The sequence below is a fragment of the Streptomyces sp. NPDC058872 genome, from assembly GCF_042743065.1.
Classification (GTDB): domain Bacteria; phylum Actinomycetota; class Actinomycetes; order Streptomycetales; family Streptomycetaceae; genus Streptomyces.
In genome coordinates this window covers 83,922-109,195 of record NZ_JBHYMK010000004.1, presented here as the reverse complement: position 1 = coordinate 109,195, position 25,274 = coordinate 83,922, and the positions used below count along the sequence as shown (strand labels likewise).

General features: G+C 73.9%; 20 protein-coding genes. 12 read left to right on the top strand and 8 right to left on the bottom strand.

The window, feature by feature from the left end; genetic code table 11:
• Positions 1-9: 9 nt before the first annotated feature.
• The 10 genes from ACFW22_RS03735 to ACFW22_RS03690 all read left to right on the top strand — a co-directional run bounded on the left by ACFW22_RS03735 (position 10) and on the right by ACFW22_RS03690 (position 11,249).
• Positions 10-603 carry an RNA polymerase sigma factor gene (locus ACFW22_RS03735; protein WP_386398413.1) on the top strand — a complete coding sequence of 198 codons (594 nt, stop codon included), beginning with the start codon at positions 10-12 and terminating at the stop codon, positions 601-603.
• Positions 600-1,520, top strand: coding sequence for a zf-HC2 domain-containing protein (locus ACFW22_RS03730; RefSeq protein WP_386398410.1), 921 nt, complete (start codon positions 600-602; stop codon positions 1,518-1,520). The genes ACFW22_RS03735 and ACFW22_RS03730 overlap by 4 nt, the downstream gene beginning before the upstream one ends.
• Positions 1,517-2,314 (top strand): ABC transporter ATP-binding protein, encoded by a 798-nt coding sequence (locus ACFW22_RS03725; RefSeq protein ID WP_386398407.1) that lies wholly within the window; start codon positions 1,517-1,519, stop codon positions 2,312-2,314. Before ACFW22_RS03730 ends, ACFW22_RS03725 begins: the two co-directional genes overlap by 4 nt.
• A complete protein-coding gene (locus ACFW22_RS03720) occupies positions 2,311-2,457 on the top strand; it encodes a hypothetical protein (RefSeq protein ID WP_386398403.1) in 147 nt (48 codons plus the stop codon). The genes ACFW22_RS03725 and ACFW22_RS03720 overlap by 4 nt, the downstream gene beginning before the upstream one ends.
• On the top strand, positions 2,454-3,773 hold the full coding sequence (locus ACFW22_RS03715; protein ID WP_386398400.1) for a hypothetical protein: 1,320 nt from the start codon (positions 2,454-2,456) through the stop codon (positions 3,771-3,773). The genes ACFW22_RS03720 and ACFW22_RS03715 overlap by 4 nt, the downstream gene beginning before the upstream one ends.
• Positions 3,770-4,378: a hypothetical protein gene (locus ACFW22_RS03710; protein ID WP_386398397.1), complete on the top strand. Its 609-nt coding sequence runs from the start codon at positions 3,770-3,772 to the stop codon at positions 4,376-4,378. Before ACFW22_RS03715 ends, ACFW22_RS03710 begins: the two co-directional genes overlap by 4 nt.
• A 229-nt stretch (positions 4,379-4,607) precedes the next feature.
• Positions 4,608-5,279: a spermidine synthase gene (locus ACFW22_RS03705; RefSeq protein WP_386398394.1), complete on the top strand. Its 672-nt coding sequence runs from the start codon at positions 4,608-4,610 to the stop codon at positions 5,277-5,279.
• Positions 5,280-5,350: 71 nt separating this feature from the next.
• Complete coding sequence (locus tag ACFW22_RS03700; protein WP_384886224.1) at positions 5,351-6,088, top strand: response regulator transcription factor; 738 nt, start codon at positions 5,351-5,353, stop codon at positions 6,086-6,088.
• Positions 6,085-7,215 carry an ATP-binding protein gene (locus ACFW22_RS03695; RefSeq protein WP_386398389.1) on the top strand — a complete coding sequence of 377 codons (1,131 nt, stop codon included), beginning with the start codon at positions 6,085-6,087 and terminating at the stop codon, positions 7,213-7,215. The genes ACFW22_RS03700 and ACFW22_RS03695 overlap by 4 nt, the downstream gene beginning before the upstream one ends.
• Positions 7,216-7,484: 269 nt before the next feature.
• Entirely contained in the window at positions 7,485-11,249 is a 3,765-nt protein-coding gene (locus ACFW22_RS03690) for a multifunctional oxoglutarate decarboxylase/oxoglutarate dehydrogenase thiamine pyrophosphate-binding subunit/dihydrolipoyllysine-residue succinyltransferase subunit (protein WP_386398385.1), read from the top strand.
• 86 nt (positions 11,250-11,335) lie between these two features.
• Here ACFW22_RS03690 and fxsT read toward each other — a convergent pair whose 3' ends face one another.
• The 7 genes from fxsT to ACFW22_RS03655 form a co-directional block, all read right to left on the bottom strand.
• Positions 11,336-14,353: an FxSxx-COOH system tetratricopeptide repeat protein gene (gene fxsT / locus ACFW22_RS03685; protein ID WP_386398381.1), complete on the bottom strand. Its 3,018-nt coding sequence runs from the start codon at positions 14,351-14,353 to the stop codon at positions 11,336-11,338.
• 59 nt (positions 14,354-14,412) lie between these two features.
• Entirely contained in the window at positions 14,413-15,690 is a 1,278-nt protein-coding gene (locus ACFW22_RS03680; RefSeq protein ID WP_386398378.1) for an HEXXH motif domain-containing protein, read from the bottom strand.
• Positions 15,691-15,768: 78 nt separating this feature from the next.
• Positions 15,769-15,975 (bottom strand): hypothetical protein, encoded by a 207-nt coding sequence (locus tag ACFW22_RS03675; protein WP_386398375.1) that lies wholly within the window; start codon positions 15,973-15,975, stop codon positions 15,769-15,771.
• 90 nt (positions 15,976-16,065) lie between these two features.
• A complete protein-coding gene (locus ACFW22_RS03670) occupies positions 16,066-19,266 on the bottom strand; it encodes an SAV_2336 N-terminal domain-related protein (protein WP_386398370.1) in 3,201 nt (1,066 codons plus the stop codon).
• 7 nt (positions 19,267-19,273) lie between these two features.
• A complete protein-coding gene (locus ACFW22_RS03665) occupies positions 19,274-20,290 on the bottom strand; it encodes an AAA family ATPase (RefSeq protein WP_386398365.1) in 1,017 nt (338 codons plus the stop codon).
• Between the two features lie 121 nt (positions 20,291-20,411).
• Entirely contained in the window at positions 20,412-22,457 is a 2,046-nt protein-coding gene (locus tag ACFW22_RS03660; RefSeq protein ID WP_386398362.1) for a trypsin-like peptidase domain-containing protein, read from the bottom strand.
• Entirely contained in the window at positions 22,454-22,981 is a 528-nt protein-coding gene (locus ACFW22_RS03655; RefSeq protein ID WP_386398359.1) for a CU044_2847 family protein, read from the bottom strand. Before ACFW22_RS03655 ends, ACFW22_RS03660 begins: the two co-directional genes overlap by 4 nt.
• 98 nt (positions 22,982-23,079) lie before the next feature.
• Between ACFW22_RS03655 and ACFW22_RS03650 the strand changes: the two genes are divergently transcribed.
• Positions 23,080-23,262 carry a DUF6104 family protein gene (locus ACFW22_RS03650; protein WP_005312030.1) on the top strand — a complete coding sequence of 61 codons (183 nt, stop codon included), beginning with the start codon at positions 23,080-23,082 and terminating at the stop codon, positions 23,260-23,262.
• Between the two features lie 22 nt (positions 23,263-23,284).
• Here the strand turns inward: ACFW22_RS03650 and ACFW22_RS03645 are convergent, their stop codons facing one another.
• On the bottom strand, positions 23,285-24,250 hold the full coding sequence (locus tag ACFW22_RS03645; protein WP_386398355.1) for a hypothetical protein: 966 nt from the start codon (positions 24,248-24,250) through the stop codon (positions 23,285-23,287).
• A gap of 150 nt (positions 24,251-24,400) precedes the next feature.
• Here ACFW22_RS03645 and ACFW22_RS03640 point away from each other — a divergent pair, with 150 nt between their 5' ends.
• Positions 24,401-25,273 (top strand): DUF4097 domain-containing protein, encoded by an 873-nt coding sequence (locus ACFW22_RS03640; protein ID WP_386398353.1) that lies wholly within the window; start codon positions 24,401-24,403, stop codon positions 25,271-25,273.
• The last annotated feature ends 1 nt before the right edge of the window (position 25,274 follow it).

Genomic DNA, 25,274 nt, shown 5'->3' with positions numbered 1-25,274 from the left:
AGAGGGGGCGTGAAACCGTTGCGCCCCGCAGGGGGAGGCCCCCGCGGGGGCGACGAGGAGGACGACGCGACGCTGCTGCGCGCGGTCGCCCGGGGGGACACCAGCGCGCTGGCCGTGCTCTACGACCGGCACGCCGGCTGGCTGCACGCCCGGTTGGCCCGGCGCTGCCCCGACGAGGAGACCGTGCGGGAGGTCCTCCAGGACACCTTCCTCACGGTCTGGCGCTCGGCGGGCGGCCACCGGGGCCGGGGCGAGGCGGGGGGTTGGCTCTGGGTGATCGCCGCCCGTCGCCTGGTGGACGCCCAGCGCGCCGGCGCCCGTGCGGCCCGGGCCGCACGACCCGCAGGGCCGCCCTCCTCCGCGCCGTCCGCCGAGGAGCGGGTGCTCGCGGGCCTGGAGTACGGAGAGGTGGGCGCCGCCCTCGACCGGATCTCTCCCGAACTGGCCGAGGTGTTGCGGGCGACCGTCGTCGACGGGCTCACCACCCGCGAGACCGCCCGGCTGCTCGGCATACCCGAGGGCACCGTCAAGACCCGGGCCCTGCGTGCCCGCCGCGAACTCCGCGCCGCCCTCGGCCCCCACCCCCTCGGAGGCACCGCATGACGGCCCCCTGGCACGTCTCCGACTCCCTGGCCCACCGGTACGCCGCGGGCTCCGCCCCCGAGACCGACGCCTGGTCCCTGGAGAAGCACGTCGAGTCCTGCCGCTCCTGCGCCTCCCGCGTCTCGGAAGCGGTCCGTGCGGGTACGGCGGGGGCGGCCCTGGCCTCGGTGCGAACGGAACTCCTGACGCTCCTCGGTTCCCCCCCGCCCCTGCCGGGTGCGGAAGCGGCCGCGCCGGGGCGGCACGGGGCGTCCGGCAGCAGGGCGGGACGGCGGGGCGCCGCCGCCAGCGAGCCGCTCGGGCGGTGGGCACGGCTCTGCTGGGCCGCCGGGCCCGCGCTCCGCGGGGCGTGGGTCGTGGCCGTGGCCCTCGTCCTCGGCGGTGCGTTCGCGCTGGCCTACGGCGCCGGGTTCCGGGGCGCCCGGAACTGGCTGCTGGCCGTCTCGCCGCTCCTTCCGCTCGCCGGGGTGGCCGTGTCGTACGGCCGGCGCGCCGATCCGCTGTACGAGATCACCGCCGCCACCCCGTCGGGCGGGCTGCGACTGCTCCTGGTCCGCACGGCCGCCGTGCTCTCCGTGTGCCTGCCGCTGCTGACGGCCGGCGGGGCCCTGCTGCCACCGATCGCCGGGTTCCCCGGAGCGGCTGCCTGGCTGCTGCCCGGCCTGGCACTGACCCTGGCCGCCCTCGTGCTCGGCTCGTTCGTCGGGTGCCGGACCGCGGCGACGACGCTCGGCGGCGGATGGGCGCTCGCCGTCGTAGGCCCCCTGTTCGGGTCCCCGGGGGCGGGTGCCACCGGGGTCGCCCGATACGTCGCCGGTCCCGCCGTGCAGGGGACGTGGGCTGTTGCCGCCCTCGTCTGCGCGGCCCTCCTCGCGCTGCGGCGCCGTTCCTTCGACCACCTGGAGACGAACTCGTGATCCCGCTGGCCTCCGTGGCGGTGGCCGGACTGACCGTCCGGCACCGCCGCACCGTCGCCCTCGACGCGCTCGACCTCTCCCTCGACCCGGGAGTGCACGGTCTGCTCGGGCCGAACGGGGCCGGGAAGACGTCCCTCATCCGGGTCCTGGCGACCGTCGCCGCACCGGCCTCCGGACGGGTGGAGCTGCTCGGCGCGGACGTTTCGCACCGCGCCGAGCGCACCGGGATCCGCCGCCGACTCGGCTATCTCCCGCAGGAGTTCGGCTACTACCCGGCCTTCACCGTGCGGGAGTTCGTCGGATACGTCGCCTGGCTCAAGGAGATGCCGGCCGAGCGGACCCCGGCGGCCGTGGAGCGGGCCGTGCGTCGGGTCGGGCTCGGCGACCGGATCGACGCGCGCATGAAGACGCTGTCGGGCGGGATGGTGCGGCGCGCCGGAATCGCGCAGGCCATCGTCAACGATCCGGAACTGCTCCTGCTCGACGAACCCACCGCAGGACTCGACCCGGAGCAGCGGGTCGACTTCCGCGCGCTGCTCCGGGAACTCGGCACGACGGCAACGGTGGTGGTCTCGACGCACCTCGTCGAGGACGTGGCGACCGCCTGCACCGGCGTCGCACTCCTGGAGGAGGGGCGGCTCGCCTTCCAGGGCACCACGGCGGAACTCGTCGCGCTCGGCGGCGAACCGGCTGCCGCCGACGGCTCCGGGACGAGCACCGTGGAGCGCGGCTACACGGCCGCCCTGCGCGCCCACCGGAACCCGGCCGTCCGGGGGCAGGAGGTGCCGCGGTGACCCTGGCCCCCACCCGGGCCGGGCCGTTGCCCCCGCCCTTCCTGGCGCCCCGCGCACGGGCCGCCGCCCACCGCGAGCGCACCCGCGCCGCGGCCGCCTCCCGCTCGCGCTCCCGCCCCCGTACGAAGGAATGGCGCCGATGACCGGTACCCTCTCGCCCTCCCGCGCAAAGGCTCCCCCGCGCCCGCGGACCGTCCCTCCGTTGCGGGCCGAGCTGCGTCGGGGGTCCGGCCCCTGGATCGGAGCCGTGGTGGCGCTCACCGTTCTGTTGGCGATGTACGACACGGCCCCGTCGTGGCAGACCCGTTGGACGGATGCGACGGGCCTGCTGCACGCAGCCGGCGGACTGCTCGGCGGTCCCCTCGCCCTCGCGGCGGGGTGTTGGCAGGGCGGTCGGGACGGGCGGCGGGGCACGGCGGAACTGTGGGGGTCCGTCCCCCGTTCCCCGCTGCGCCGCCTGTTCCTCGCGGTCGCTCCGTCCGCGCTGTGGCCCGCCGCCGGGCTGCTGTTCGCGGACCTCGTGTGCCTGTGGGCCACCCGGCCGTACGTCTCCGGGGGCCGCCCCCTCCTCGAACTCCTCGCCGCGGACGTGGTCGCCGTCGGTGCCCTCGGCGCGCTCGGGCACGTCGCCGGGCGGGTCCTTCCCCGGCGGGTGGCGGCCCCGCTCCTGGGGGTCGTCGGATACGTGGGGCTCGGCCTCGGGACGTACACCGAATCGGGGGCCCGCTGGCTGAGCCCGGCCGCCGAGTACACGAACCCCTGGGCCTGGCCGGTGTGGTGGTTCGGGCCGGTGTCAATGGCCTGGACGGCGGGACTCGCCCTCACCGCCCTCCTCCTGCACGGGGCGGAGACCGCGGGCCTCCGGGCGCGCGCGCTGGTCCCGCTGGCCCTCGCGGTCACCTCCGCGGTGCTGCTGCTGCGCCTGCCGTCCGACGAAGGGCCCTGGCGGCCCGCCCCGTCGCTGAGCCGCGCCGTCTGCGACGACGGCGTTCCACGGGTGTGCGTGACGGCCCTCGACCGGAAGCTGCTTCCGGCCCTGTCGGAGGCCCTCCATCCGGTGAACGCGCGGCTGCGGGACCTGCCCGGTGCCCCGACCCGCTGGGCGATCGGGCCCCTGGACCCCCGCCCCGGCGACGTGGAACTCCTCGAACCCGCGCAGTACGTGGTGCACGGGCGCGTGGCGGACCCCGCTGCGTACCGCGCCTCCGCCGTGATGCAACTGTTCTCCGACACGTGCCGGCCCGACGACCTCGGCGATGCCGACGCCGAGCGGGCGAGGGCGGTCAACTCCGCCGTGGTCGAGTGGCTGGCCCCCGCCCCGAACGGCTTCGAACCCCACGCGGACAGCCGGCGCCCTCTCGCACGGCTGCGCGCCAAGTCGCCCACTGCCCAACGCGACTACCTGGCCCGGTACCTGACGGCGAACCGGTGCCTCCCGGGCGGGGTGCCGATCCCGTGAGACGTTCACCGTTGGCCCTCTACGCCCGTTCCCGCGGACTGCCCGGGAGCCTCGCCGCCTTCGTGGTCGCGGCAGGGGCCGTCTGGTCGACCCGGTGGCTGGTGCCGCTTCCGGAGGCCGACCCCACCGCGCGGCTCCTGGCCGTCGTCCTCGCCCCCCTGTTCGTGGCCGGCACGATCGGCACCGGACTGCACGCGCCGAGCGAGGAACTGGACCGCACGGCGGTCCGGGCCTGGTGGCCCCGCAGGCTGGCCCACCTGTTGGTCGTGACCGCCCTCGGGGCGGCCCTGCTCGCCCTCGCGGTGCCGGGCGCAGCGGAGGCGTGCGGCGCGCCCGCAGCCGTGCGCAACACCCTGGGCCTGGTGGGCACGGCAGCAGCAGCCGCCGCCGTGCTGGGTGCCCGGCTGAGTTGGCTGCCGCCGCTGCTGTACGTGGGAGCGGTCTCCTTGGCGTTCCGGGCCGGGCCGCCCGCTGTGGCGAACTGGTGGGGATGGCTGGTGCAACCGGGCACGGCGGGCGGGGCGTGGACGGCGGCGGCGGTCGCGTTCGCGGCCGGCACCACGCTGTACGCCCGGCGAGGCGCCCGGTGGGGAAGGGGGACGTGAGCCGGGCCTCCGTCCGTCACCGCGCAGCCCGCCTCCCCCGGCCCTCGACGACGCGGTCCGTCTCCGTACGGCCCGCGACCGCACGCCGACCGGGCGTCCCGCCCCGGTCATCTCCCGCCCACCGCCCGACCGCCACCACGGCCGTCCCGCTCGATACGGGTTTGTCCCGGCCGCCGCCGCCCCGCGAGGATGGCCGGGCCCCATCGAGCCGACGAGAACGGAGTGACCGATGACCAGCCCCGTGACCCTCGACCGCCGTGAAGGACCCCACGGTGAAGTCGTCCTGCGCCGCCGTGCCGAGCACTACGAGATCATCGCCAACGGCACCTTCCTGATGGACACCTCCGACGGGCGTTCCGAACGGCTGCTGGTCGACGCGGCCATGGCGGCCCTCCCCGAGCCCTCCCGGTCCGGTGCGTCCGTCCTCATCGGCGGTCTCGGCGTCGGCTTCTCGCTCGCCCACGCCGCCGCCGATTCCCGTTGGCGCCGCATCGCGGTCGCCGAGCGGGAGGAGGCGATCATCGACTGGCACCGGCAGGGGCCGCTGGCCTCGATCTCGGGGGCCGCGCTCGCCGATCCGCGGACGGTGGTCCTCCACACCGACCTGGTGGACTACCTCCGCACCACCACGGACACCTATGACGCCCTCTGTCTGGACATCGACAACGGACCCGACTGGACGGTCACGGAGGACAACGGGTCCTTGTACGCGCCCGAGGGGCTGGCGGTCTGTGCGGCCCGGCTGAACCCCGGCGGAATCCTCGCGGTGTGGTCCGCACGACCCTCCGCCGATTTCGAAGAGTCATTGCGGAATGCCGGATTCAGCGGGGTACGGACGGAAGAGATCCCGGTTGCCCGGGGCGTCCCCGACGTGGTCCACCTCGCCGTCCACCCGGGGTAACTACCGGATAGCCGCGACGCCGTCGGTACCTCTAGGCTGCTGCACCGACACCGGCGACGCGAGGCGGGGCAATGGAGCAGACACACACCACCCACCACGGCGCGGCAGCCACTCCCGGAGCTCAGCGGCGCGTTCTGGTGGTCGAGGACGACACCACGATCGCAGAGGCGATCTCCGCCCGGCTGCGCGCCGAGGGCTTCCTGGTCCAGGCCGCGACCGACGGCCCCGCAGCCGTCGACGCCGCCGAGGCCTGGCAGCCCGACCTCATGGTCCTGGACGTGATGCTGCCCGGGTTCGACGGCCTGGAGGTGTGCCGCAGGGTCCAGTCCCAGCGCCCCGTCCCGGTCCTCATGCTGACCGCCCGTGACGACGAGACCGACATGCTGGTCGGCCTCGGCGTCGGCGCGGACGACTACATGACCAAGCCGTTCTCGATGCGCGAGCTGGCCGCCCGGGTGCACGTGCTGCTCCGCCGGGTCGAGCGGGCCGCACTCGCGGCGGTCACCCCGCGCAGCGGGATCCTGCGCCTCGGCGACCTGGAGATCGACCACGCACAGCGCCGGGTGCGGGTGCGCGCGGAGGACGTGCACCTGACCCCGACCGAGTTCGACCTGCTGGTCTGTCTGGCGAACACCCCCCGGGCGGTCCTCTCCCGCGAGCAGCTGCTCGCGGAGGTGTGGGACTGGGCGGACGCGTCCGGCACCCGGACCGTGGACAGCCACATCAAGGCGCTGCGCCGGAAGATCGGGGCCGAGCGGATCCGTACGGTCCACGGCGTCGGCTACGCACTGGAGACCCCGGCGCCGTGAGCCGGCTCGGACCGGACGGGCCGGGGAGGTCCCGGGGCGCGGGGCGGCCGGACGGGGGACGTCGCCCCCGCCGGATCGCGATCTCCATCAAGACCAAGCTGGGCGCCCTGGTCGTCGGGGCGGTCCTGCTGACCTCCTGCCTGGCCCTGGTGGCGATCCGCACCTCCACGGAGTTCCGCTACATCACGATCTTCGCGATGATCGCGACCCTGCTGATCACCCAGTTCGTGGCGCAGTCCCTGACGGCACCGCTGGACGAGATGAACGCGGTGGCGGGTTCGATCTCGCGCGGGGACTTCAACCGTCGGGTCCGGGGCGCGGACCGGCGGGACGAGCTGGGTGACCTCGCCTCGACGATCAACCGCATGGCGGACGACCTGGAGGCCGTGGACCGGCACCGCAAGGAACTGGTGGCGAACGTCTCGCACGAACTGCGCACGCCGATCGCGGCGCTCCGAGCGGTCCTGGAGAACGTGGTGGACGGCGTGTCGGAGGCCGACCCCGAGACCATGCGGTCGGCGCTGAAGCAGACGGAGCGGCTCGGCCGGCTGGTGGAGACGCTGCTCGACCTGTCACGCCTTGACAACGGTGTCGTCGCCTTGCGGGTGGGTCGTTTCGAGGTCTGGCCGTACCTCTCGGGAGTTCTGCGGGAAGCGAACCTGGCCGCGTCCCGGCGCGGCCCCTCGGCGGCCACGGGGTCACAGCGCAGTGCGGGCGTGCACCTGCACCTGGACGTGTCGCCGCCGGAGCTGGTGGCGCACGCGGACACGGAGCGGCTGCACCAGGTGATGACCAACCTGATCGACAACGCCGTGCGGCACTCCCCGCCGCACGGCCGCGTGACGGTCAGGGCCCGGCGCGGCCCGTACCCCGACTCGCTGGTGCTGGAGGTCGAGGACGAGGGCCCCGGCATTCCGGAGTCGGAGCGGCACAAGGTCTTCGAGCGGTTCAACCGGGGCTCGACGCCCGACGGACAGGGTCCGGGGAGCGACGGCGGCACCGGTCTGGGGCTGGCGATCGCCCGCTGGGCGGTGGATCTGCACGGCGGCGGGATCGGAGTGGCCGAATCATCACGCGGCTGCCGCATCAGAGTCACCCTTCCGGGCAGTTTTCCCCCGCGGGATTGACGTAGGGTTCGAACCGGAAGCGCACGTTCTGCGTGTACGTGGGCGGGACGTGATCAGGGGTGCGGCCAAATCGGGCCGTGCTCGCGCTTTTCTGTACCCTCACACGCGCAGAACCGCGTATGTTTCCCGCCATTCACGGCGCCGAAACACCTCGCCAAGTGTGACTTGCGCGACGTTGGAGTGCCCGGCCTGCACCTCTCGGCCGGACAGGCGTAGCCTTTATTTCCGCTGTCCATCACCTTGTGAAGCGGAAGAGGGCGGTTGCCGCCGTGTCGTCTCAGTCCCCCAGTACCCCGAGCTCCCCGACCGACCAAGACGGGCAGGGCCAGAACCCTGCAACCGCCTTCGGCGCCAATGAGTGGCTCGTCGACGAGATCTACCAGCAGTACCTCCAGGACCCGAATTCGGTCGATCGTGCCTGGTGGGACTTCTTCGCCGACTACAAGCCCGGTGCGTCGGAGACCCCGGCCACCACCACCGCGAGCGCACCCGCCGCGCCGCAGGCGAGCCCCGCACAGGCCGCGCCTGCCGCTCCGGCGACCGTGCCCGCCCCGGCGCCGGTCCCGGCCGCCGCCAAGCCGGCCGCGGCTCCCGCCGCCCCGGCCGCCGCGAAGCCCGCCGCCGCTCCGGCGCCGGCCAAGGCCAAGGCGCCCGCCGTGGCCTCCGACGGCCCCGAGCTGATCACGCTGCGCGGCCCGGCCGCCGCGGTCGCGAAGAACATGAACGCCTCCCTGGACGTACCGACGGCGACGTCCGTCCGCGCGGTCCCGGTGAAGCTGCTCTTCGACAACCGGATCGTGATCAACAACCACCTGAAGCGCGCCCGGGGCGGGAAGATCTCCTTCACGCACCTGATCGGCTACGCGATGGTGCAGGCGATCAAGGCCATGCCGTCGATGAACTACTCCTTCGCGGAGAAGGACGGCAAGCCGACCCTGGTCAAGCCGGAGCACGTGAACTTCGGTCTCGCGATCGACCTGGTGAAGCCCAACGGCGACCGCCAGCTCGTCGTCGCGGGCATCAAGAAGGCCGAGACGCTCAACTTCTTCGAGTTCTGGCAGGCGTACGAGGACATCGTCAAGCGCGCCCGCGTGGGCAAGCTGACGATGGAGGACTTCTCCGGCGTCACGGTCTCCCTGACCAACCCCGGCGGCCTCGGCACCGTCCACTCCGTGCCGCGCCTGATGCCCGGACAGTCGGTCATCATGGGCGTCGGCTCGATGGACTACCCGGCCGAGTTCCAGGGCACCTCCCAGGACACCCTGAACAAGCTGGGCATCTCCAAGGTCATGACCCTGACCTCGACGTACGACCACCGCGTCATCCAGGGCGCCGCCTCCGGCGAGTTCCTGCGGATCGTGGCGAACCTCCTCCTCGGCGAGGAAGGCTTCTACGACGAGATCTTCAAGTCCCTGCGCATCCCCTACGAGCCGGTTCGCTGGCTCAGGGACATCGACGCCTCGCACGACGACGACGTCACCAAGGCGGCGCGCGTCTTCGAGCTGATCCACTCCTACCGGGTCCGCGGCCACGTCATGGCCGACACCGACCCGCTGGAGTACAAGCAGCGCAAGCACCCCGACCTGGACATCACCGAGCACGGCCTCACCCTGTGGGACCTGGAGCGGGAGTTCGCGGTCGGCGGCTTCGCCGGCAAGTCGATGATGAAGCTCCGCGACATCCTCGGCGTGCTCCGCGACTCGTACTGCCGCACCACCGGCGTCGAGTTCATGCACATCCAGGACCCGAAGCAGCGCAAGTGGATCCAGGACCGCGTCGAGCGCCCGCACTCCCGCGTGGAGCGCGAGGAGCAGCTGCGGATCCTGCGCCGGCTGAACGCGGCGGAGGCCTTCGAGACCTTCCTGCAGACGAAGTACGTCGGCCAGAAGCGCTTCTCCCTGGAGGGCGGCGAGTCGGTCATCCCGCTGCTCGACGCGGTCATCGACTCGGCCGCCGAGTCGCGCCTCGACGAGGTCGTCATCGGCATGGCGCACCGCGGTCGCCTGAACGTCCTGGCGAACATCGTCGGCAAGTCGTACGCGCAGATCTTCCGCGAGTTCGAGGGCAACCTCGACCCGAAGTCGATGCACGGCTCCGGCGACGTGAAGTACCACCTGGGCGCCGAGGGCACCTTCACCGGGCTCGACGGCGAGCAGATCAAGGTCTCCCTGGTCGCCAACCCCTCGCACCTGGAGGCCGTCGACCCGGTCCTGGAGGGTGTCGTCCGCGCCAAGCAGGACGTCATCAACAAGGGCGGCACGGACTTCACCGTCCTCCCGATCGCCCTCCACGGCGATGCGGCCTTCGCCGGCCAGGGCGTGGTCGCCGAGACGCTGAACATGTCGCAGCTGCGGGGCTACCGCACCGGCGGCACGGTCCACATCGTCATCAACAACCAGGTCGGCTTCACCGCCGCCCCGGAGTCCTCGCGTTCCTCGATGTACGCGACCGACGTGGCCCGCATGATCGAGGCGCCGATCTTCCACGTGAACGGCGACGACCCGGAGGCCGTGGTCCGCGTCGCGCGGCTCGCCTTCGAGTTCCGCCAGACGTTCAACAAGGACGTGGTGATCGACCTCATCTGCTACCGCCGCCGCGGTCACAACGAGGGCGACAACCCGCAGTTCACCAACCCGCAGATGTACAGCCTGATCGACAAGAAGCGTTCGGTGCGCAAGCTGTACACCGAGTCGCTCATCGGTCGCGGCGACATCACCCTCGAAGAGGCGGAGCAGGCGCTCCAGGACTTCCAGGGCCAGTTGGAGAAGGTGTTCGCGGAGGTCCGCGAGGCCACCTCGGCGCCGGCCCCGACGCACGTCCCGGACGCGCGGGCCGAGTTCCCGGTGCCCGTCACCACCGCGGTCTCCCAGGAGGTCGTGAAGCGGATCGCCGAGTCCCAGGTCAGCGTCCCGGAGCGGATCACGGTCCACCCGCGCCTGCTGCCGCAGATGCAGCGCCGTGCGGCCTCCATCGACGACGGCACCATCGACTGGGGCTTCGGCGAGACCCTCGCCATCGGCTCCCTGCTGATGGAGGGCACCCCGGTCCGCCTGTCGGGCCAGGACTCCCGCCGCGGCACCTTCGGCCAGCGCCACGCGGTCCTGGTGGACCAGGAGACCGGCGAGGACTACACCCCGCTGCTCTACCTGACGGACGAGCAGGCCCACTACAACGTCTACGACTCGCTGCTCAGCGAGTACGCGGCGATGGGCTTCGAGTACGGCTACTCGCTGGCCCGCCCGGACTCCCTGGTCATCTGGGAGGCCCAGTTCGGTGACTTCGTCAACGGCGCGCAGACCGTCGTCGACGAGTTCATCTCCTCGGCCGAGCAGAAGTGGGGCCAGACCTCCGGCGTCACGCTGCTCCTGCCGCACGGCTACGAGGGCCAGGGCCCGGACCACTCGTCCGCGCGCCCGGAGCGCTTCCTCCAGATGTGCGCCCAGGACAACATGACGGTCGCCATGCCGACGCTGCCGTCGAACTACTTCCACCTCCTGCGCTGGCAGGTGCACAACCCGCACCACAAGCCGCTCATCGTCTTCACCCCGAAGTCGATGCTGCGCCTGAAGGCCGCGGCGTCCAAGGTGGAGGAGTTCACCACCGGCGGCTTCCGCCCGGTCATCGGCGACACCACGGTCGACCCGGCCGGCGTCCGCAAGGTCGTCTTCTGCGCCGGCAAGGTCTACTACGACCTGGAGGCCGAGCGTCAGAAGCGCGGTGACACGGAGACCGCCATCATCCGTCTGGAGCGCCTGTACCCGCTGCCGGGTGCCGAGCTGCAGGCCGAGATCGCCAAGTACCCGAACGCCGAGAAGTACATCTGGGCCCAGGAGGAGCCGGCGAACCAGGGTGCCTGGCCGTTCATCGCGCTCAACCTGATCGACCACCTGGACCTGGCGGTCGGCGCGGACATCCCGGCGGGCGAGCGCCTGCGCAGGATTTCGCGACCGCACTCCTCCTCCCCGGCGGTCGGCTCGGCCAAGCGCCACCAGGTGGAGCAGCAGCAGCTGGTCACCGAGGTCTTCGAGGCCTGATCGACCGCTCCGTACGCGTACGGAAGGAGGCCCGGCACCCCACTCGGGGTGCCGGGCCTCCGGCGTTTCCGCCCGGTGCAGGGGGCTCAGCCCAGGTTGGCCTCGAAGTCCCAGTAGGGACGGTTGCGCTGACGCGCCGACAGGGTGTGCGGGTGCTGGGCCCCCAAGGTGCGGGTGAGGGTGAGCAGGGCGTCCTCCTCCAGCTTGCCCGCCTCCTCGTTCTCCCGGAGCCCGCGCAGGTCGGTGGCGAGGGCCACCTGGGACGACAGGGTGAGCGGATGCTCGTTGCCCAGGGTGTGCCGGGCCCTGCGCAGGGTGTCCCGGCTGAGCTCTGCGGCGCCGGCCACCCGGCCGTTGAAGTTGCGGGCGGCGCAGGTGTTGAGGGCGCAGCCGAGGACCCAGGGGTGGTCGGAGCCGAGAGAGGAGGTCAGTCCGGCGAGCGCGGCCTCCAGGATGGCGAGGGCGTCCGTGCGTTCGCCGGATGCCTGGAGGACGAGGGCGGTGTTGGCGAGGACGCCGGTGGCGACCGGGTGTGCGGGGCCGAGGAGGGTGCGGTAGCCGGCCTCGGCCTCGTGGATGAGCTCGCGGGCCTGGTCGAGGTCGCCGTGCTCCCGGAGGTAGTTGGCGTAGTTGTTGAGAGAGGAGAGCGTCACGTAGTGGGTGCGGCCGTGCACCTGTTCCAGTTGTTCGAGCAGGCTGGCCATGGTGGCTCCGAGGTCCTGCTGGAAGCCGCCCTCGCGGCGCCGGCACAGGGCCAGCTGGGTGCGGGCGTACAGGGTCTGCAGGTGCTGCGGGCCGAGCACCTGGACGTGCCGCAGGACGTTGGCCTCCTGGCGGGCGAGGGCTTCGCGGTACCGGCCGAGCAGGCGCAGGTCGTGCGCGAGGGCGTTGCTGGAGTTGAGGGTGTGGGAGTGGCGTTTGCCGAGCACCCGCTCGCTCTGGGCGAGGGTCTCGGTGTCGGACTCGTGCGCCTCCTGGAAGTGACCGAGCTGCCGCAGGGTGACGCCGAGGTTGTGCCGGGCGACGAGGGTGGAGAACTCGCTGTCGCCGAGGAGGCGTTCGGCGTCGGCGAGGACGACGCGCTGGAGCCGTTCCGACTCCTTGTACTGGCCGAGGAAGCGCAGGTCGCTGGAGATGGCGCTGCTGGAGAGCAGGGTGCCGAGCTCGTTGGGGGGCTGGGCGGCGGCGAGGCGTTCCCGCTGGGTGAGGTCGAGGTCGTACGCCTCGCGGAAGCGGCCGAAGGAGCGCAGGATGTTCCCCTGCTGGGTGGTGAGGTCCAGCATGGGCTGGTCCAGCGGGTCCATGAAGGTGGACCAGTTGTCCCGGATCTTCTCCGCGAGCTGGATGCCGGCTTTGAACTCGCCGCTGCGGAAGCAGTAGCGCAGGCAGTTGAGCACCGCGGTCTGGGTGCGCGGGTTGTGGCTGAGGAGCGCGCCCGAGGGTTGCAGGTGGGGCAGGAGTTCGGCGTAGCGGGGCCAGTGCCGGCTGTCCATGGGGTTGCCGGGGTCGGCCTCGGCGAGCAGGGTGCGGACGGCCTGGCGGTGGGCGGCGCGGTGGTCGCCCTCGGTGAGCCGGGCGACGATGTCGTGGACGAGCCGGTGCATGTGCACGGACTCCTGGTGGGGGCCCACCTCGGCGTTGTTGACGGGGCCCCGGGTCTCGCGGGTGAGCACCGAGTAGTTGACCAGGGTGTCCAGGGCCCGTGACCAGGCGGCGAGGTCCGTGACCATCCAGCGCAGGTCTTCGGGGAGGTCCGCCTGCGGATAGGCGCGGATGAGACCGAGCGGGATGCGGCCGGGGGCGAAGGACGCGCACAGGCTGAGTACGTCGATGGCCTGCGGCTGGGCGCGGCGGAGCCGGTTGATCAGTATCGACCAGGAGGTGAGGGAGGCCTGTGGGAAGCCGTCGCCGGACGGCTCGACGGCGGAGATCCGTCCTTCGCGGACCATGTGCAGGTACTCGGAGACCTCCATGCGGGACTCGCCCAGCCAGGCCGCGGCCTGGACCAGCGGCAGCGGTACGTCCCCGAACTCGGCGGCGACCTCGTCGGCCTCGGGCGCCGTGATGTGCGGGGCGCGCCGCATCAGGTAGGCGGTGGATTCGGCTCGGTCGAAGCCGGGAACTTCGAGGATGTCGGTGTAGTCGCCCCAGCCGCGGTTGCGCGAGGTGACGAGGACGTGGCCGGGGCCGTGCGGCAGGATCACGTTCGCGCCGTCGGTGTCGTCCCAGCCGTCGAAGACGATGAGCCAGCGGGAGTGCGGGTCGCCCCGGCGCAGGGCCTCCCGGACGGCGCGGATGCGCTCGCCGGGTTCGTTGCCGGTGGCGAGGCCGAGTTCGGCGGCGAGCTCGCCGAAGCGGTCGCGCTGCACGTTGCGGTCGTCCGAGCTGACCCACCACACGACGTCGTAGTCGGAGCTGAAGCGGTGGGCGTACTCGGCGGCGACCTGGGTCTTGCCGATGCCGGACATGCCGAGCAGGGTGCATGCGGCGTTGCCGCGCTCGGCGTCCATGAGCCGTTCCTGGAGCTCGGCGAGCAGGTCGTCCCGGCCGGTGAAGCGCGGGTTGCGGCGCGGGATCTCGCCCCAGACCTCGGGAGGGGTGTCGGGGAAACGGACGAGTGATCCGGCGGGCAGCCGGCGGCCGGTGGCGCGGCGGGGTTCGACGCCGAGCCGGCTGAGCAGCCGGGCTTCGGCCTCCTCCTCGCCGACGCCCCACAGGCTGACGGGTTCGAGGACGGCGGTGGCCGGGAGCAGGGTCCGGTTGGTGAGGTTGACGGCGGCGAACCGCTCGGCGTGGGCGGCGACGAAGCCGCGCAGCACGTCGTTCCACTCGCCGGCGGCGCGCGGTCCGAGCTGGAAGAACCAGTCGTCCAGGACGAGCAGCACCTGGCCGCGGGCGAGCAGCAGGTCGCCGAGCGAGTCCTCCAGGGGTGCGTCGCGCGGCGGGTCCCAGCGCTGGAGGCTCGCGCGCACTCCGTACGCGTCGAGCCGTTGGTTGATCCAGGTGGCCCACGGGCGGTGATAACCGGGGAAGACCACGAGGACGTGTTGCGGCGCGCCCCCGACGCCGTGATCCGCCGCACCGCCCGATCGCTGTTCCGCCATCTGTCGTGCCTCCCGTCCCGCTCCCGCGCAACGCAGTGTCTTGTGCCGTGAGCACAGTGTTACCCGGCGACCAGAGGGGTCGCGCCAAGGCTCGCGTGGTGCAGTCTCATTTGACGAACGAACTCCCGCCCACTCGAAGTCAGTTCATCGGATTCAAGCAGGATCGGAAGCGCCTCGCCCACCTGATCGTGGATGTCGTCGAACTGTTGACCGGCGGTGGAGCGCCAGGCCGCCGGCACTCCGTCGGCGGTGACCGCGCGCCACCACAGGTCGGCCAGGGCCAGATGCGCGTAGGCGCCGTGCAGCACACCGGCGATGGGCCGTGGGTCCGACCGCCAGCCGACCCTGTGCACGGCGCCCCGCCCGGGGCCGTACAGCGGCACGAGGTCGTGGAGCGTCGCGAGCTTGCTGTGGTGCAGCTCGTGCACGAGCGTCTCGGCCATCCCCCGCCCTTCGGCGGGCAGCGAGGTCAGTACGGCTCCGGGGGCGGCGCTCAGCGTGGCGCCCAGGTGCCGGGGCCCGCGCGGCAGGACCGGGACGACCGCGCGGACGCCGCGTGCCACCTCGGCGGCCCGGCCCGGGTCCGTACGGGCGAGGAGGGCCCGGGCGGCGCACCAGGTGGCGGCCCAGGCGGCGTGGTCGGTGTCGGCGGGGTCGGCCACGGCGACCACCGTGCCGCCACCCGCGCCGAACGGCACCCGGTACGGGTCGAGATCGTCCAGGAGCGCGCTGCCGCCGGGCAGCGGGCGGACGGCGTGCCAGCCGGGCCCGTGGCCGGAGAGGACCCCGTCGCGGCGGCCGGTCAGCTTCAGGACGGCGGGCACGGCGCGGCGGGCGCCGTCCGGGTGGAACCGTACGGTCCGCTCGCCGGCGCTGACCCTGACGCGGTCCGCGGCCACCGCCAGCCGGCCCACGCCGGGCAGCGGGAGCAGGCCGTCCGGGGTCTCCACGGTCAGGTCGAGCGGGCCTCCGGCGCGCAGGGCGGCGGTGACCGCGAGGCGATCGAGGTGGCCGAGCAGCCGGTCGAGGGCCGGCCCCGGGGGCTCGGCGAGCGCGCCGGCCAGCCAGGCTCCGGTCGTCGGGTAGTCGAGGACGTCCCGGACGACGGCGGGATGGTGCCGCTCGACCCGTTCGAGCAGTTCCCACGCGCGCTCGAACCGGCCGAGCGCGGCCGGTCCGACGGACTCCCGGTGCCGGTGGACGCGCACCAGGAGTGCCTTGAGGAGCAGCAACCGCCGGGTGTGCAGGGCGGATCGCAGCAGGGTGAGCCCGTCCGGGGCGGGGCTGAGCCGGGCCAGCCGGACGAAGACGGGCGCGGGCAGGGGCGCGCTGTTCACTCCCGCCTCCACGCACCTACGGCGGGGGGCGCGCATCTGACCGAAAACTGCCGGTCGGGGCGGACGCTCCACCGAAGGTCAGCCGTGGACCTTGTCCCCGGCGGTCTCCGCCCAGGAATCGGCCAGCTCCTGGGGGTGCCAGAGCACCTTCTCGACGGCGGCCGCCAGGGCGGGATCGTCCATGAAGCGCAGGGTCCGCAGGTCCACGCCATTGAGATCGGGCAGGTGCCGGGGCCGCTCGCCGGCCCGGTCGACGCCTGCGACCCGCTTCGTGTGCTCCAACACCCTCGGCTCCTCCTCACCGACCCTTGTCCCCCACGGTCGTAGCGGCGGAGCGGTTCTTCCCGACACCTCAGAGGCGGAAACCGGTTCGCCTCAACTGCGCTCATGCGCGCCCCCGCTATCCAGCCGTTCCGCGTCCTCCTCGCGCCAGGCCCACCAGGGCGGTGCGATCCGGCGCCGTTCCTCGCGGGAGAGGCGGTCGGGTCGCGGGCGGGGGTCCGCCCCGACCTCGGCGAGCAGGGCCCTGGTCCGCTCCACGTCCGACCAGTCGACCGGCACCAGCATGCCGTCGAGCCGCCGCCACTGCTCGGCGGCCTCCGCCAGGACCGTCGCGGCGTGGCCGACGCGGCCCATCAGGTACAGCACCGCGCCCTGGGCGTGGAGTGCCCGCGCCAGGGTGACCGTGCCGGGGGCGTCCCCGCGGGCGGCGCGTGAGTCGTCGGCGGCGCGCCGGAACGCGGTGAGGGCGCCGACGAGCTGCCCGTCCCTCGCCGTCTCGCTCAACTGGAGCTGCACCCATCCCCGTTGCAGTCCGACCTCGGCCCTGCTCGCCGGGTCGCGGGTGGTGCGGAGGGCCTCGTCGAGGAGATGGCGGCTCTCGTACAGGTCCGGCAGGAATCCCGCGCGGTCGAAGCGCAGGGCGAGCACGTTGCCGATGAGGATCCTGGCCTGCTCGCGGGCGGGGGAACCGGCGGGGAGGCAGGTGAAGGCCTCGCGCAGCACGGACTCCGCGCGGTCGACCGGCCGGGTCCCGGTGCCGGCGGCGGCGCGGCGCAGCAGGGACTCGCCCCAGGTGAGCAGGAGCCGGCCGCGCTGTTCGCCCTCGGTGGGGGCGAGCAGGGTGGCCCGCTCGTAGGCCGCGTCGGCGGCCGGCCCGTCGCCCGCGGTCTCGTACAGCCGTGCGCGCGCGGCGGTGTGCCGCAGCCTCAGTGCCCGCCCGCCGCCCAGGAGTGCCTCCGCGCGGTCGAGGACGGGGCCGATGCGGTCGGGTCCCGCCTCGGCGAGGTGCAGGGCGTCGGCGAGGTCGAGCAGGGCCGCGGCGCTCTCCCCGAGGGCGAGGGCCGCGGTGAGCTCCTCGGCCGCCGCCGCGCCGTCGCCGCGCGCGAGGAGCAGCCGCCCCCGGCGCAGGTGCAGGGTGGGCCGGGCGGTCGGGGGCCACTGGTCCGCGGCCCCGGCGAGCGTGGCGAGGGCGGCGTCGAGCCGCCGGGCGTCCTTGGTCTCCTGCCACAGGGCGTGCTGGACGACCGCCCGTTCGAGGCGGGCCTCGGCCCAGTGCTCGTCCCCCGGCCGGGCCAGCTCCGCGGCGTCGACGAGGATGCCGTCGGCCCGGTCGAGGAGCTCGCGGCGACGTCCCGCACGCCGGACGGCCCCCGTACCCGCCTCCGCGTACATGACGCGGCCGAGGACGATCCGGGCCTCGGCGGGCGCGGTGGGGAGCGCCTCCTCGGCGCGCTCGCGGGCGGCGGAGAGCAGGGCGGGGTCGGACTGGGCACGCCCCTGTTCGAGGAGGCGACGGGCCTCGGTGAGGGGGTCGGGGGTGATGAGGTCGGGGTGGTAGAAGCGGAGCACGCGGGCGGGGATGCGCGCGAACAGTTCGGTCTCCGCCCCTTCGGAGCCGAGGGGCTCGTCGGTCTCGTCGGTCTCGTCGGTCTCGTCGGTTGCATCGGCCCCGTCGGGGGGTGCCCCGGGGCGCCCCGGGGCCGGGCCGCCCGGTTCGGGAACGGTGCTGCTCTCCGCCCCGGCGAGGCGGGCGGCGGCGAGGGCCGGGAAGTTCCGTGTGCCCTGGCCGAAATTGCGCTCCACATAGGCGGAGCAGTGTTTGAGGACGAGGGCGGCGGCACTCGGGTCGAGCGAGCCGAGGAAGTGCTGCTGGATGACCGGCGGATAGCTGAAGCAGGGGTGGGGGGTGGGGCCGGGCAGCCGCCGCAGCAGCCCGCTGAGGAGGACTTCGGCGAGCTCCATGGGGCCGGTGTCGGGCAGCATGGCGCGCTGGACGAGTTGCATGACCGGCAGCGTCAGCGGAGCCGCCGCGAGGTGGACGGCGAGCCGGAGCGCCCCCGGCGAGGCGCCGGCGCGGAAGGCCCGCAGGATTTCCTCGTCGCTGCGCGGGGCCCGGGGCCTGCCGGGAGCCCGTGGTCCGGTCGGTTCGGGGTGGAGCCAGGCGGCCCACCCCCGTACCAGGTTGCCGCCGTGACCGGTGTGCAGGCGGGTCCAGGAGGCGAAGGCCTCCGGGGTGGGGGTGAGCACGGGTACGGCACGACGGTCCGGCGCGAGGGGGCCCCAGGGTTCGTCGTCGGAGCGGAAGGCGGGGTGCCCGCCGGGGGTTGCGGAGCGCTGGAAGGTGCCGGGGTCGGCGGGGAGTGCGGTGCGCGGCCAGAGTCGCGGCGGCAGCGGCTGCACCAGGGCGAGCGGGGAGTGGTGGGGCCACTGGTACAGGAAGCGTTGGGCGGCGCCGCGCTGCCAGAGGGGGCCGACGCAGTCGCTGACGACGAGGGTGAGCCGGCGTCCGGTCGGGTCGTGGAGCTGGTCGACGGGACGGAGCCGGGGGCTGCCGTCGGCGTCGGAGGTGGTGGTGACGAGCGGGGGGCCTTCGCCGGTGTCGTACAGGCGGTGCACCTGGACGTCCCGGAAGGCACCCGACTGCTGGCAGGCCTGGCGGAGTTCCTCGACCATCCGGTTCCAGACCACCATGGCGGGGCCCGTGTCCATCAGGAGCTGGATGTCGGGGCGGCGGCCCGTGGCGGGACGCAGGACGGGGGTGAGGATGCCGGCGGCGGCGCTGTGCTCGGCCGTGGCCTCTTCGTCGAGGGTTCCCTCGCCGGGTCGGGGCGGGGCGGGGGCGTAGTCGCGGAGGGGGCGGAGGGCCTTCTGCAGGCCGAGGAGGCCGGGCAGGGCGTTGGCGACGGGCGCGCGGACGGGCAGGGTGGCGCCCCGCTCCGTCCGCCCGGCTCTGCTGCGCGCTCCGCCGGTTCCGGCCTTCATGTGCAGGGCGACGGACTCCCGGGGCGCGTCTTCCGGTCGGGCGGCCCGGTCGGTCCCGCCGCTCGGGTCCGTGTCCGCGTCCCCGGTCCGGTCCGGGGCCGGGCCGTCGGCGCGCCGGGCCGTTGACCGGGCGGCGTCGACGGCGGGCGCGTCCCCGATCGCGTGGGGTGGCGGCCCGGTGCCCGCCCCTTCCGGCGAGGGGCCGGGGAGCCAGCGGGCGAGCCAGAGCGCATCGGCGATGTCTTCGGCGGTGGGGTCCTGTCCGCCGGCCCGCAGTCTGCGGGCGAGCTCTTCCAGATGCATCCGGTGCATCCGAACGTCACCTCGGCTGATCGAGCGGTTGCATGAGCATGTCCGCGATGCGTTCCCTGGTCACCCGCTCGGCGTGGGAGGCGTGTTGGGTCAGGTAGAGGGCGTTGAGGAGTTGGTCGGTGGCGATGACCTCGCCGGGTTCGCGGTTCAGGAAGCGTTGGACCAGGTCCCGTTCGCCGTCGCCGGAGGCGGCGTCGACTCCGAGGTGGGCCTCGATCATGGCGCCGAGCTGTTCCTCGCCGGGCGGTTCGAGCTCCAGCCGGATGCAGCGGCGCAACAGCGCCGCGGGAAAGTCCCGTTCGCCGTTGGAGGTGAGCACGATGAAGGGGAAGGTGGTGCAGCGGACCCGGCCGCCGTGCACGGCCACCTTCCGGCCGTCGTCGCCGAGCACCTCGACGACGGGCTCGCGATCGGCGAGCCGCTCCAGTTCGGGGATGGCGAACTCGCCCTCCTCCAGGGCGTTCAGGAGGTCGTTGGGCAGGTCGAGGTCGCTCTTGTCGAGCTCGTCGATGAGCAGCACGCGGGGCTGCTCGGAGGGGAGCAGCGCGGTGCCGAGCGGCCCGAGCCGGATGTACGAGCCGATGCCGGCCGGGGTCGCGGCGGCCGGGCCGGGTGCGCCGTCCCGGGCGCGCTCCAGTTGGACGTCCTGGAGCCGTCCGATGGCGTCGTAGCGGTAGAGGCCGTCCTGGAGGGTGGAGCGGCTGACGATCGGCCAGCGCAGGACGCGTCCGAGGCCGAGTTCGTGGGCCACGGCGTGCGCGAGGGTCGACTTGCCGGTGCCCGGGTTGCCGGTGACGAGGAGCGGCCGGCGCAGGTACAGGGCGGCGTTGACGGCGTCGGTCTCGGCGGGTCGGGGGTGGTGGTTCTGGACGAGTCTGCGCTTGACGCCGAGCCGCCGGTCGGAGCCGGCCAGGGTGTCGTCGGCGCCCCCCGCGGAGAAGTCGCGCCAGGGCGGCGGGGCGGGCAGCCGCCGTATCTCGTCGTGCGGGAGACCGGCACCACGGTAGATCCGCCAATCGTTCACCTGGGACTCCTCCTGGCTGTGGTGTCGGTGCCGGGCCCGTCGACCGTACCGCCCGGGAACGGGGCCTGCCGATGCCGTAATCGGACGGATCGCGGGCATTCGGTCCCGTCGGCCCCTCCGGTCACTGCTCCCCCTCCCCGAGCAGGGGCGGGGCCTCCAGGCGTCCACCGTGCGGCGGCCGGTCGGGGGGGTCGAGGAGCACGGCGAGGGACTCGGCCCACGCATGGGCGGCACGTGCTTCGGGGCCGGCGGCCCGGTCCTGCGCCCGGGTGCGCAGGGAACGGACCGGGCCGCGCACGTCCCAGGCGGTGACCGCGCCCGCGAGGAGTTGGCCGACCCGCTCGTGGAACTCCGCGCAGTCGGCATGGTCGTGGGCGTCCGTCCGCCAGAGGGCCAGCGGGTGGCCGGCGGCGAGCGCCGCGTTCATCGCCATGAGCCCGTCGCCGCTGCCGACCCGGCCGCAGTAGACGGGGACGGTGCCGCCCTGGGCCTCGCGGAGCCGGTCGTAGGTCTCCGCCCAGGTTTCCCGGCGCACGCGCGGGGTGTGCGCGTCCGGGCCCGCGCCCGGTGCCTCGGCGCGCAGCGGAGCCGTGTGCAACGGCCCGCGCTCCGCGGCCTCCCAGCGCTCGCGCCATTCGGGGGCCGGTTCCCGGTCGTGGCGGCGGGCGTCACGGATGACGACGATCCTGCGCTGGCCGAGGGTGGTGGTCCAGGAGTCGTCGGGACCGTGGGGCGGTTCCAGCCGCCAGGTGTCGAGGGGTTCGTCGAACAGCTCGCGCGGCAGCACGGCCTCCACTGCGGCCAGGTGGGACCCGCTGTCGCCGCGCCTCAGCGCGTCCGCGAGGGGCTCGCGGAGGGTCTCCTTGAGCTTGGCCCGCTCGACGCCCCGGTCGTCGCAGTGGAGCGGGCTGACGGTGTGCCCGTCGAGGAGGAGCTTGACCCGCCAGGGGTAGCGCCGGTCGTAGCGGGGGGTGTCGATCTCCAGGAGGACGTCGGCCCGCGCGCGGGGCCCCCGCGCGGACAGGGGCGAGGGTCCGCCCGGGGTGACGAGGCGTTCGACCTCGCGCCGGAGGTGGCGGTCGGCGTCGCCCGACTCGTCGACGATCCAGCGGGTGAGGCCGCTGGTGTCGGCGCGCTCGCGGTGGCGGTCGGAGACGTGCCGGACGACATGGGCCGCGTACAGCAGGACCGCGTCGAGGTCGTGGGCCTGGGCACCGTCCCTCCGGGGGGCGCGCAGGCCGCGGAGCAACCCGGCGCCCTGGCTCCAGGTGCGCGGGTCGTCCTCCAGGGCGTCCGGCAGGTCGTCGTCCCTGATCCAGGCCCTGACCCGGTCGACCAGGTCCATGATCTCGCCGGGTGCGGTGGGGGCGGGCAGTTCGGCGAGGTGCCCGTACAGCTGGGTGCGCAGCCCGGGGCCGACGCCGCTCGACGCGGGCAGTCGCCGCTGGGCGCGGGTCCAGTCGGGGCGGTCGTCGAGGGAACGGTAGCGGTGCAGGTGGTACCGGTCGTGGGCGCGCAGCGCCTCGGCCATCTGCTCGCCACCGGGGAGGTCGTGCAGCCTGCGCAGGGCGGTGACGGGGACGACGGCGCCGCCGTCGCGCCCGCGCCCCTTGTTGATCCCGATGACGGCGCCCTGGGCGTGGTCGACGACCGGGCCGCCGGAGCAGCCCTCGACGGGCATGACGCCGTCGGTGACGAGCGCTTGCCCGTCACTGCCGTTGAGGGTGCCGTGGACGTTCCGCACTCCGAGTTCGCCGGTCTCGCGGGACCAGCCGTGCAGGCTGACCGCGGCCGGCCAGACGGCGGGGCGCTCGCTGAGGCGCACGCAGGACGCCTTCGCCGTACCGGGCACGCGGACGAGCGCGACGTCGGGGAAGGCCCACCGGTCGGGCGGGGCCTCGGGCCGGTCGGGGTGGGGCAGGGCGAGCACGACGGTGCCGGTGGTCTCGCGGGCGGTCTTGCCGTCCTCCCAGGTGATGCCGACGGCCGGCTCGCTCCTCCACACCGCGCTTCCCCCCTCGGCCACCACGTGGGCGCAGGTCAGCACCCAGCCGGGGGCGATGAAGAAGCCGCTGCCCCAGTACCGGTCGCCATGCGGGTCATACCCACAGCCGGGGGCGGCGATGCGCACCAGTGCGGGGCGCACGAGTGCGTCGAAGGCGCTCATGCGGGCCCATCGGCCGCCGGGCGCGCATGCGGTACGGGGGGTGCGTCCGGTACGGGAGGCGTGCCCGGCGCGGGGGGCGTGCCCGGCGCCGGAGGGACCTCGGGCACCGGGGGCGCGGGGGCGGGCGTCGTGGGGGCGGACGTTGCGGCCGGGGTGGCCGCCGTCGAGTCCGCGGGCGTCGGGGCGGGGTGCTGCGGGCCCCGTTCGGTCCAGGTGAGGGAGACGTTCACCGAGGCCGTGCCCGACCCGTCCGCCAGGACGCCGATGACCTTTCCGGACTGTGCGGACAATTCGATGCCGAAGCTGACGGCGACCTCGACCGGTCCCCGCGGGTCGAGTCCGGCACGCAGCGAGCGGACGACCCCGCGCACCACGTCCGTGAGTCCGCCGGCCATCGAGACGACCCGGTCCCGGACCCCGGTGTCCTGGAAGCCCCCGCCCCCGTCGAGTTCCTCCATGTCGCTGACCCGCGCCCAGACGGGCGTGCCGTCGTCCAGTCGAATCCGGGCGATCCCGTGTGCCACAGCGGCCCCCGCTCACCGAAGCGATGTTGGATCCAGCAGGCTAATCGGTGCGGCCGGCGGGCGACAGGGGACGGGAGGGCACGGCCTATCCTGATCGCATGTACTTCACCGACCGTGGCATCGAGGAACTGGAGAAGCGGCGCGGCGAGGAGGAGGTCACCTTCGAGTGGCTCGCCGAGCAGCTGCGGACCTTCGTCGACCTGAACCCCGACTTCGAGGTGCCGGTCGAGCGCCTCGCGACCTGGCTGGCCCGGCTGGACGACGAGGACGACGAGGAGTAGGCGGCCCGGCCCCGCGGCGGGGTCACCGCTCCCGCAGGCGGTCGTAGGCGAGCCCGAACGCGCCGTGGAGGACGAGCAGCGCCCCCGCCGCGACCCAACCGCCGCTGCGCCGGCCGGCGCCCCAGACCAGCAGCGGCATCCCCACCAGGATCTCCACCGTGCTCCGCACGTGGGCCTCGGGGCCGCGCGGGTGCGGGCCGAGGGGATGCGGGCCGAGGGGATGCGGGCCGAGGGGATGCGGGCCGAGGGGATGCGGGCCGAGGGGATGCGGGTACGGGGCGCGCGGGTGCGGGGCGCGCGGGTGGGGACCGGGGGAGCCGCCCCCCGCTTCGTCGGGCTCGGTGCGCAGGCCGTCGTTCCCCCGCCCTCCGGGCTCCGCCCGGTCGGACGAGGCCTCCTCCCCCGACCGGTCGAGTTGTTCGGCGCCCTGGGCGAGGGCTGCGGAGCGGAGCCGTTCGGCGCCCTCGCCGGGGACGAGGCCGGTGGGCAGGGCGAGTCCGGTGCGGGCGAGGACCGCGACGACGCCGAGGAGCCGGGTTCGGGCGTCGGCGTCCGGGTCGGAGGCGGTGAGCGGTTCGAGCGCCTGCACGTCCAGGACCGGATCGAGGGCGAGCCGGTTGGCGAAGGTGCGCATGGCCTCGTCCTCGCCGACGGGGGTGCCGTCCGCGAGCCAGGTGTAGCCGACGGTGCGCCGGAAGCCGGCGGCGAGCGTGAGGCCGGCCCGGTCGCGATCCCACCAGAGCGCGACGACGGGCCAGCCGGCGGCCGAGACGGCGAGTGCGGTGGACCAGCCGGTGACCACCTGCTCGACGGACTCCCCGCCGTGGAGCCAGGGTCTTCCCTCCGGCACGAGCACGCTCCACCCGGTGCCCGCGGGGGCGAGGAGCAGGTGTTCCCGGAGGAGTTGGGCCGGTGGCCGGACCGTCGGGGGATCGGCACGGCAGAGCAGCAGGGCCCCTGCGGCACTCGGTCCGGATGCTGCGTTCATGGGCCCTACGCTAGGGCAATTTGTCCCCCTACGGACGCTTATCGACGCCCCGCATCAGGGAAGAGTCAGGGTTGACTTCGATCGACCGCGATATATCGTCTTCCACAAGAGACGCGATATGTCGTGTCATCGATACGGGAGGTCAGCACCATGACGAAGTGGTCCGTCACCGAGCCGACGAAGCTGGCTCCGGCCGACCCCGTGACGCTCCTCCAGGTCCGCATCGTCAACGGAGCGGTGAACGTGGTGGGCACCGACGGGGATTCCGCCCGCGTGGAGGTCTCCGAGGTCGAGGGTCCGCCGCTGGTCGTGACACAGGACGGCTCGACCCTGACCGTGACCTACGAGGACCTCCAGTGGAAGAGCTTCCTCAAGTGGTTCGAGCGCAAGGAGTATCGACGGCGGGCCGTCGTCTCGGTGGCCGTGCCGGCAGGCGTCGACGTCGAGGTGGTGGCGGTGGGCGCCGAGACGGTCGTCACCGGCATCCGGGGGCGCACGGAAGTGCGGGGCGTCACCGGCGGCACCACCCTCCTCGGGCTCTCCGGCCCGATCCGCGCCGAGAGCGTCTCCGGCCACCTGGAAGCCCAGTCGGTCACCGGCCCGCTGCGCGCCAACTCCGTCACCGGCGACGTGACGGTGATCGAGGCCTCGGGTTCCTCCGTGAAGGCCGAGACGGTCAGCGGGAGCATGGTCATCGATCTCGATCCGGCCCGACTGGACGGATCGCCCGCCGACATCCGGCTCACCAGCGTCTCCGGCGAGGTCGCCATTCGGCTCCCCCATCCGACCGACGCCCGGGTTCAGGCCAGCACCACCAGCGGCTCGGTGTCGAACGCCTTCGAGGACCTGCGGGTGGGAGGTCAGTGGGGCGCCAAGTCGATCACCGGCACGCTCGGTTCGGGTCGGGGCACGCTCAAGGCGACCACCGTTTCCGGCTCCATCGCCCTGCTCCGCCGCCCCGAGCCCGAGGACGACGGCCCCGCCCCCTCGTCCGCCCCCTCCACGAACGGAAAGGTGCTCTGAC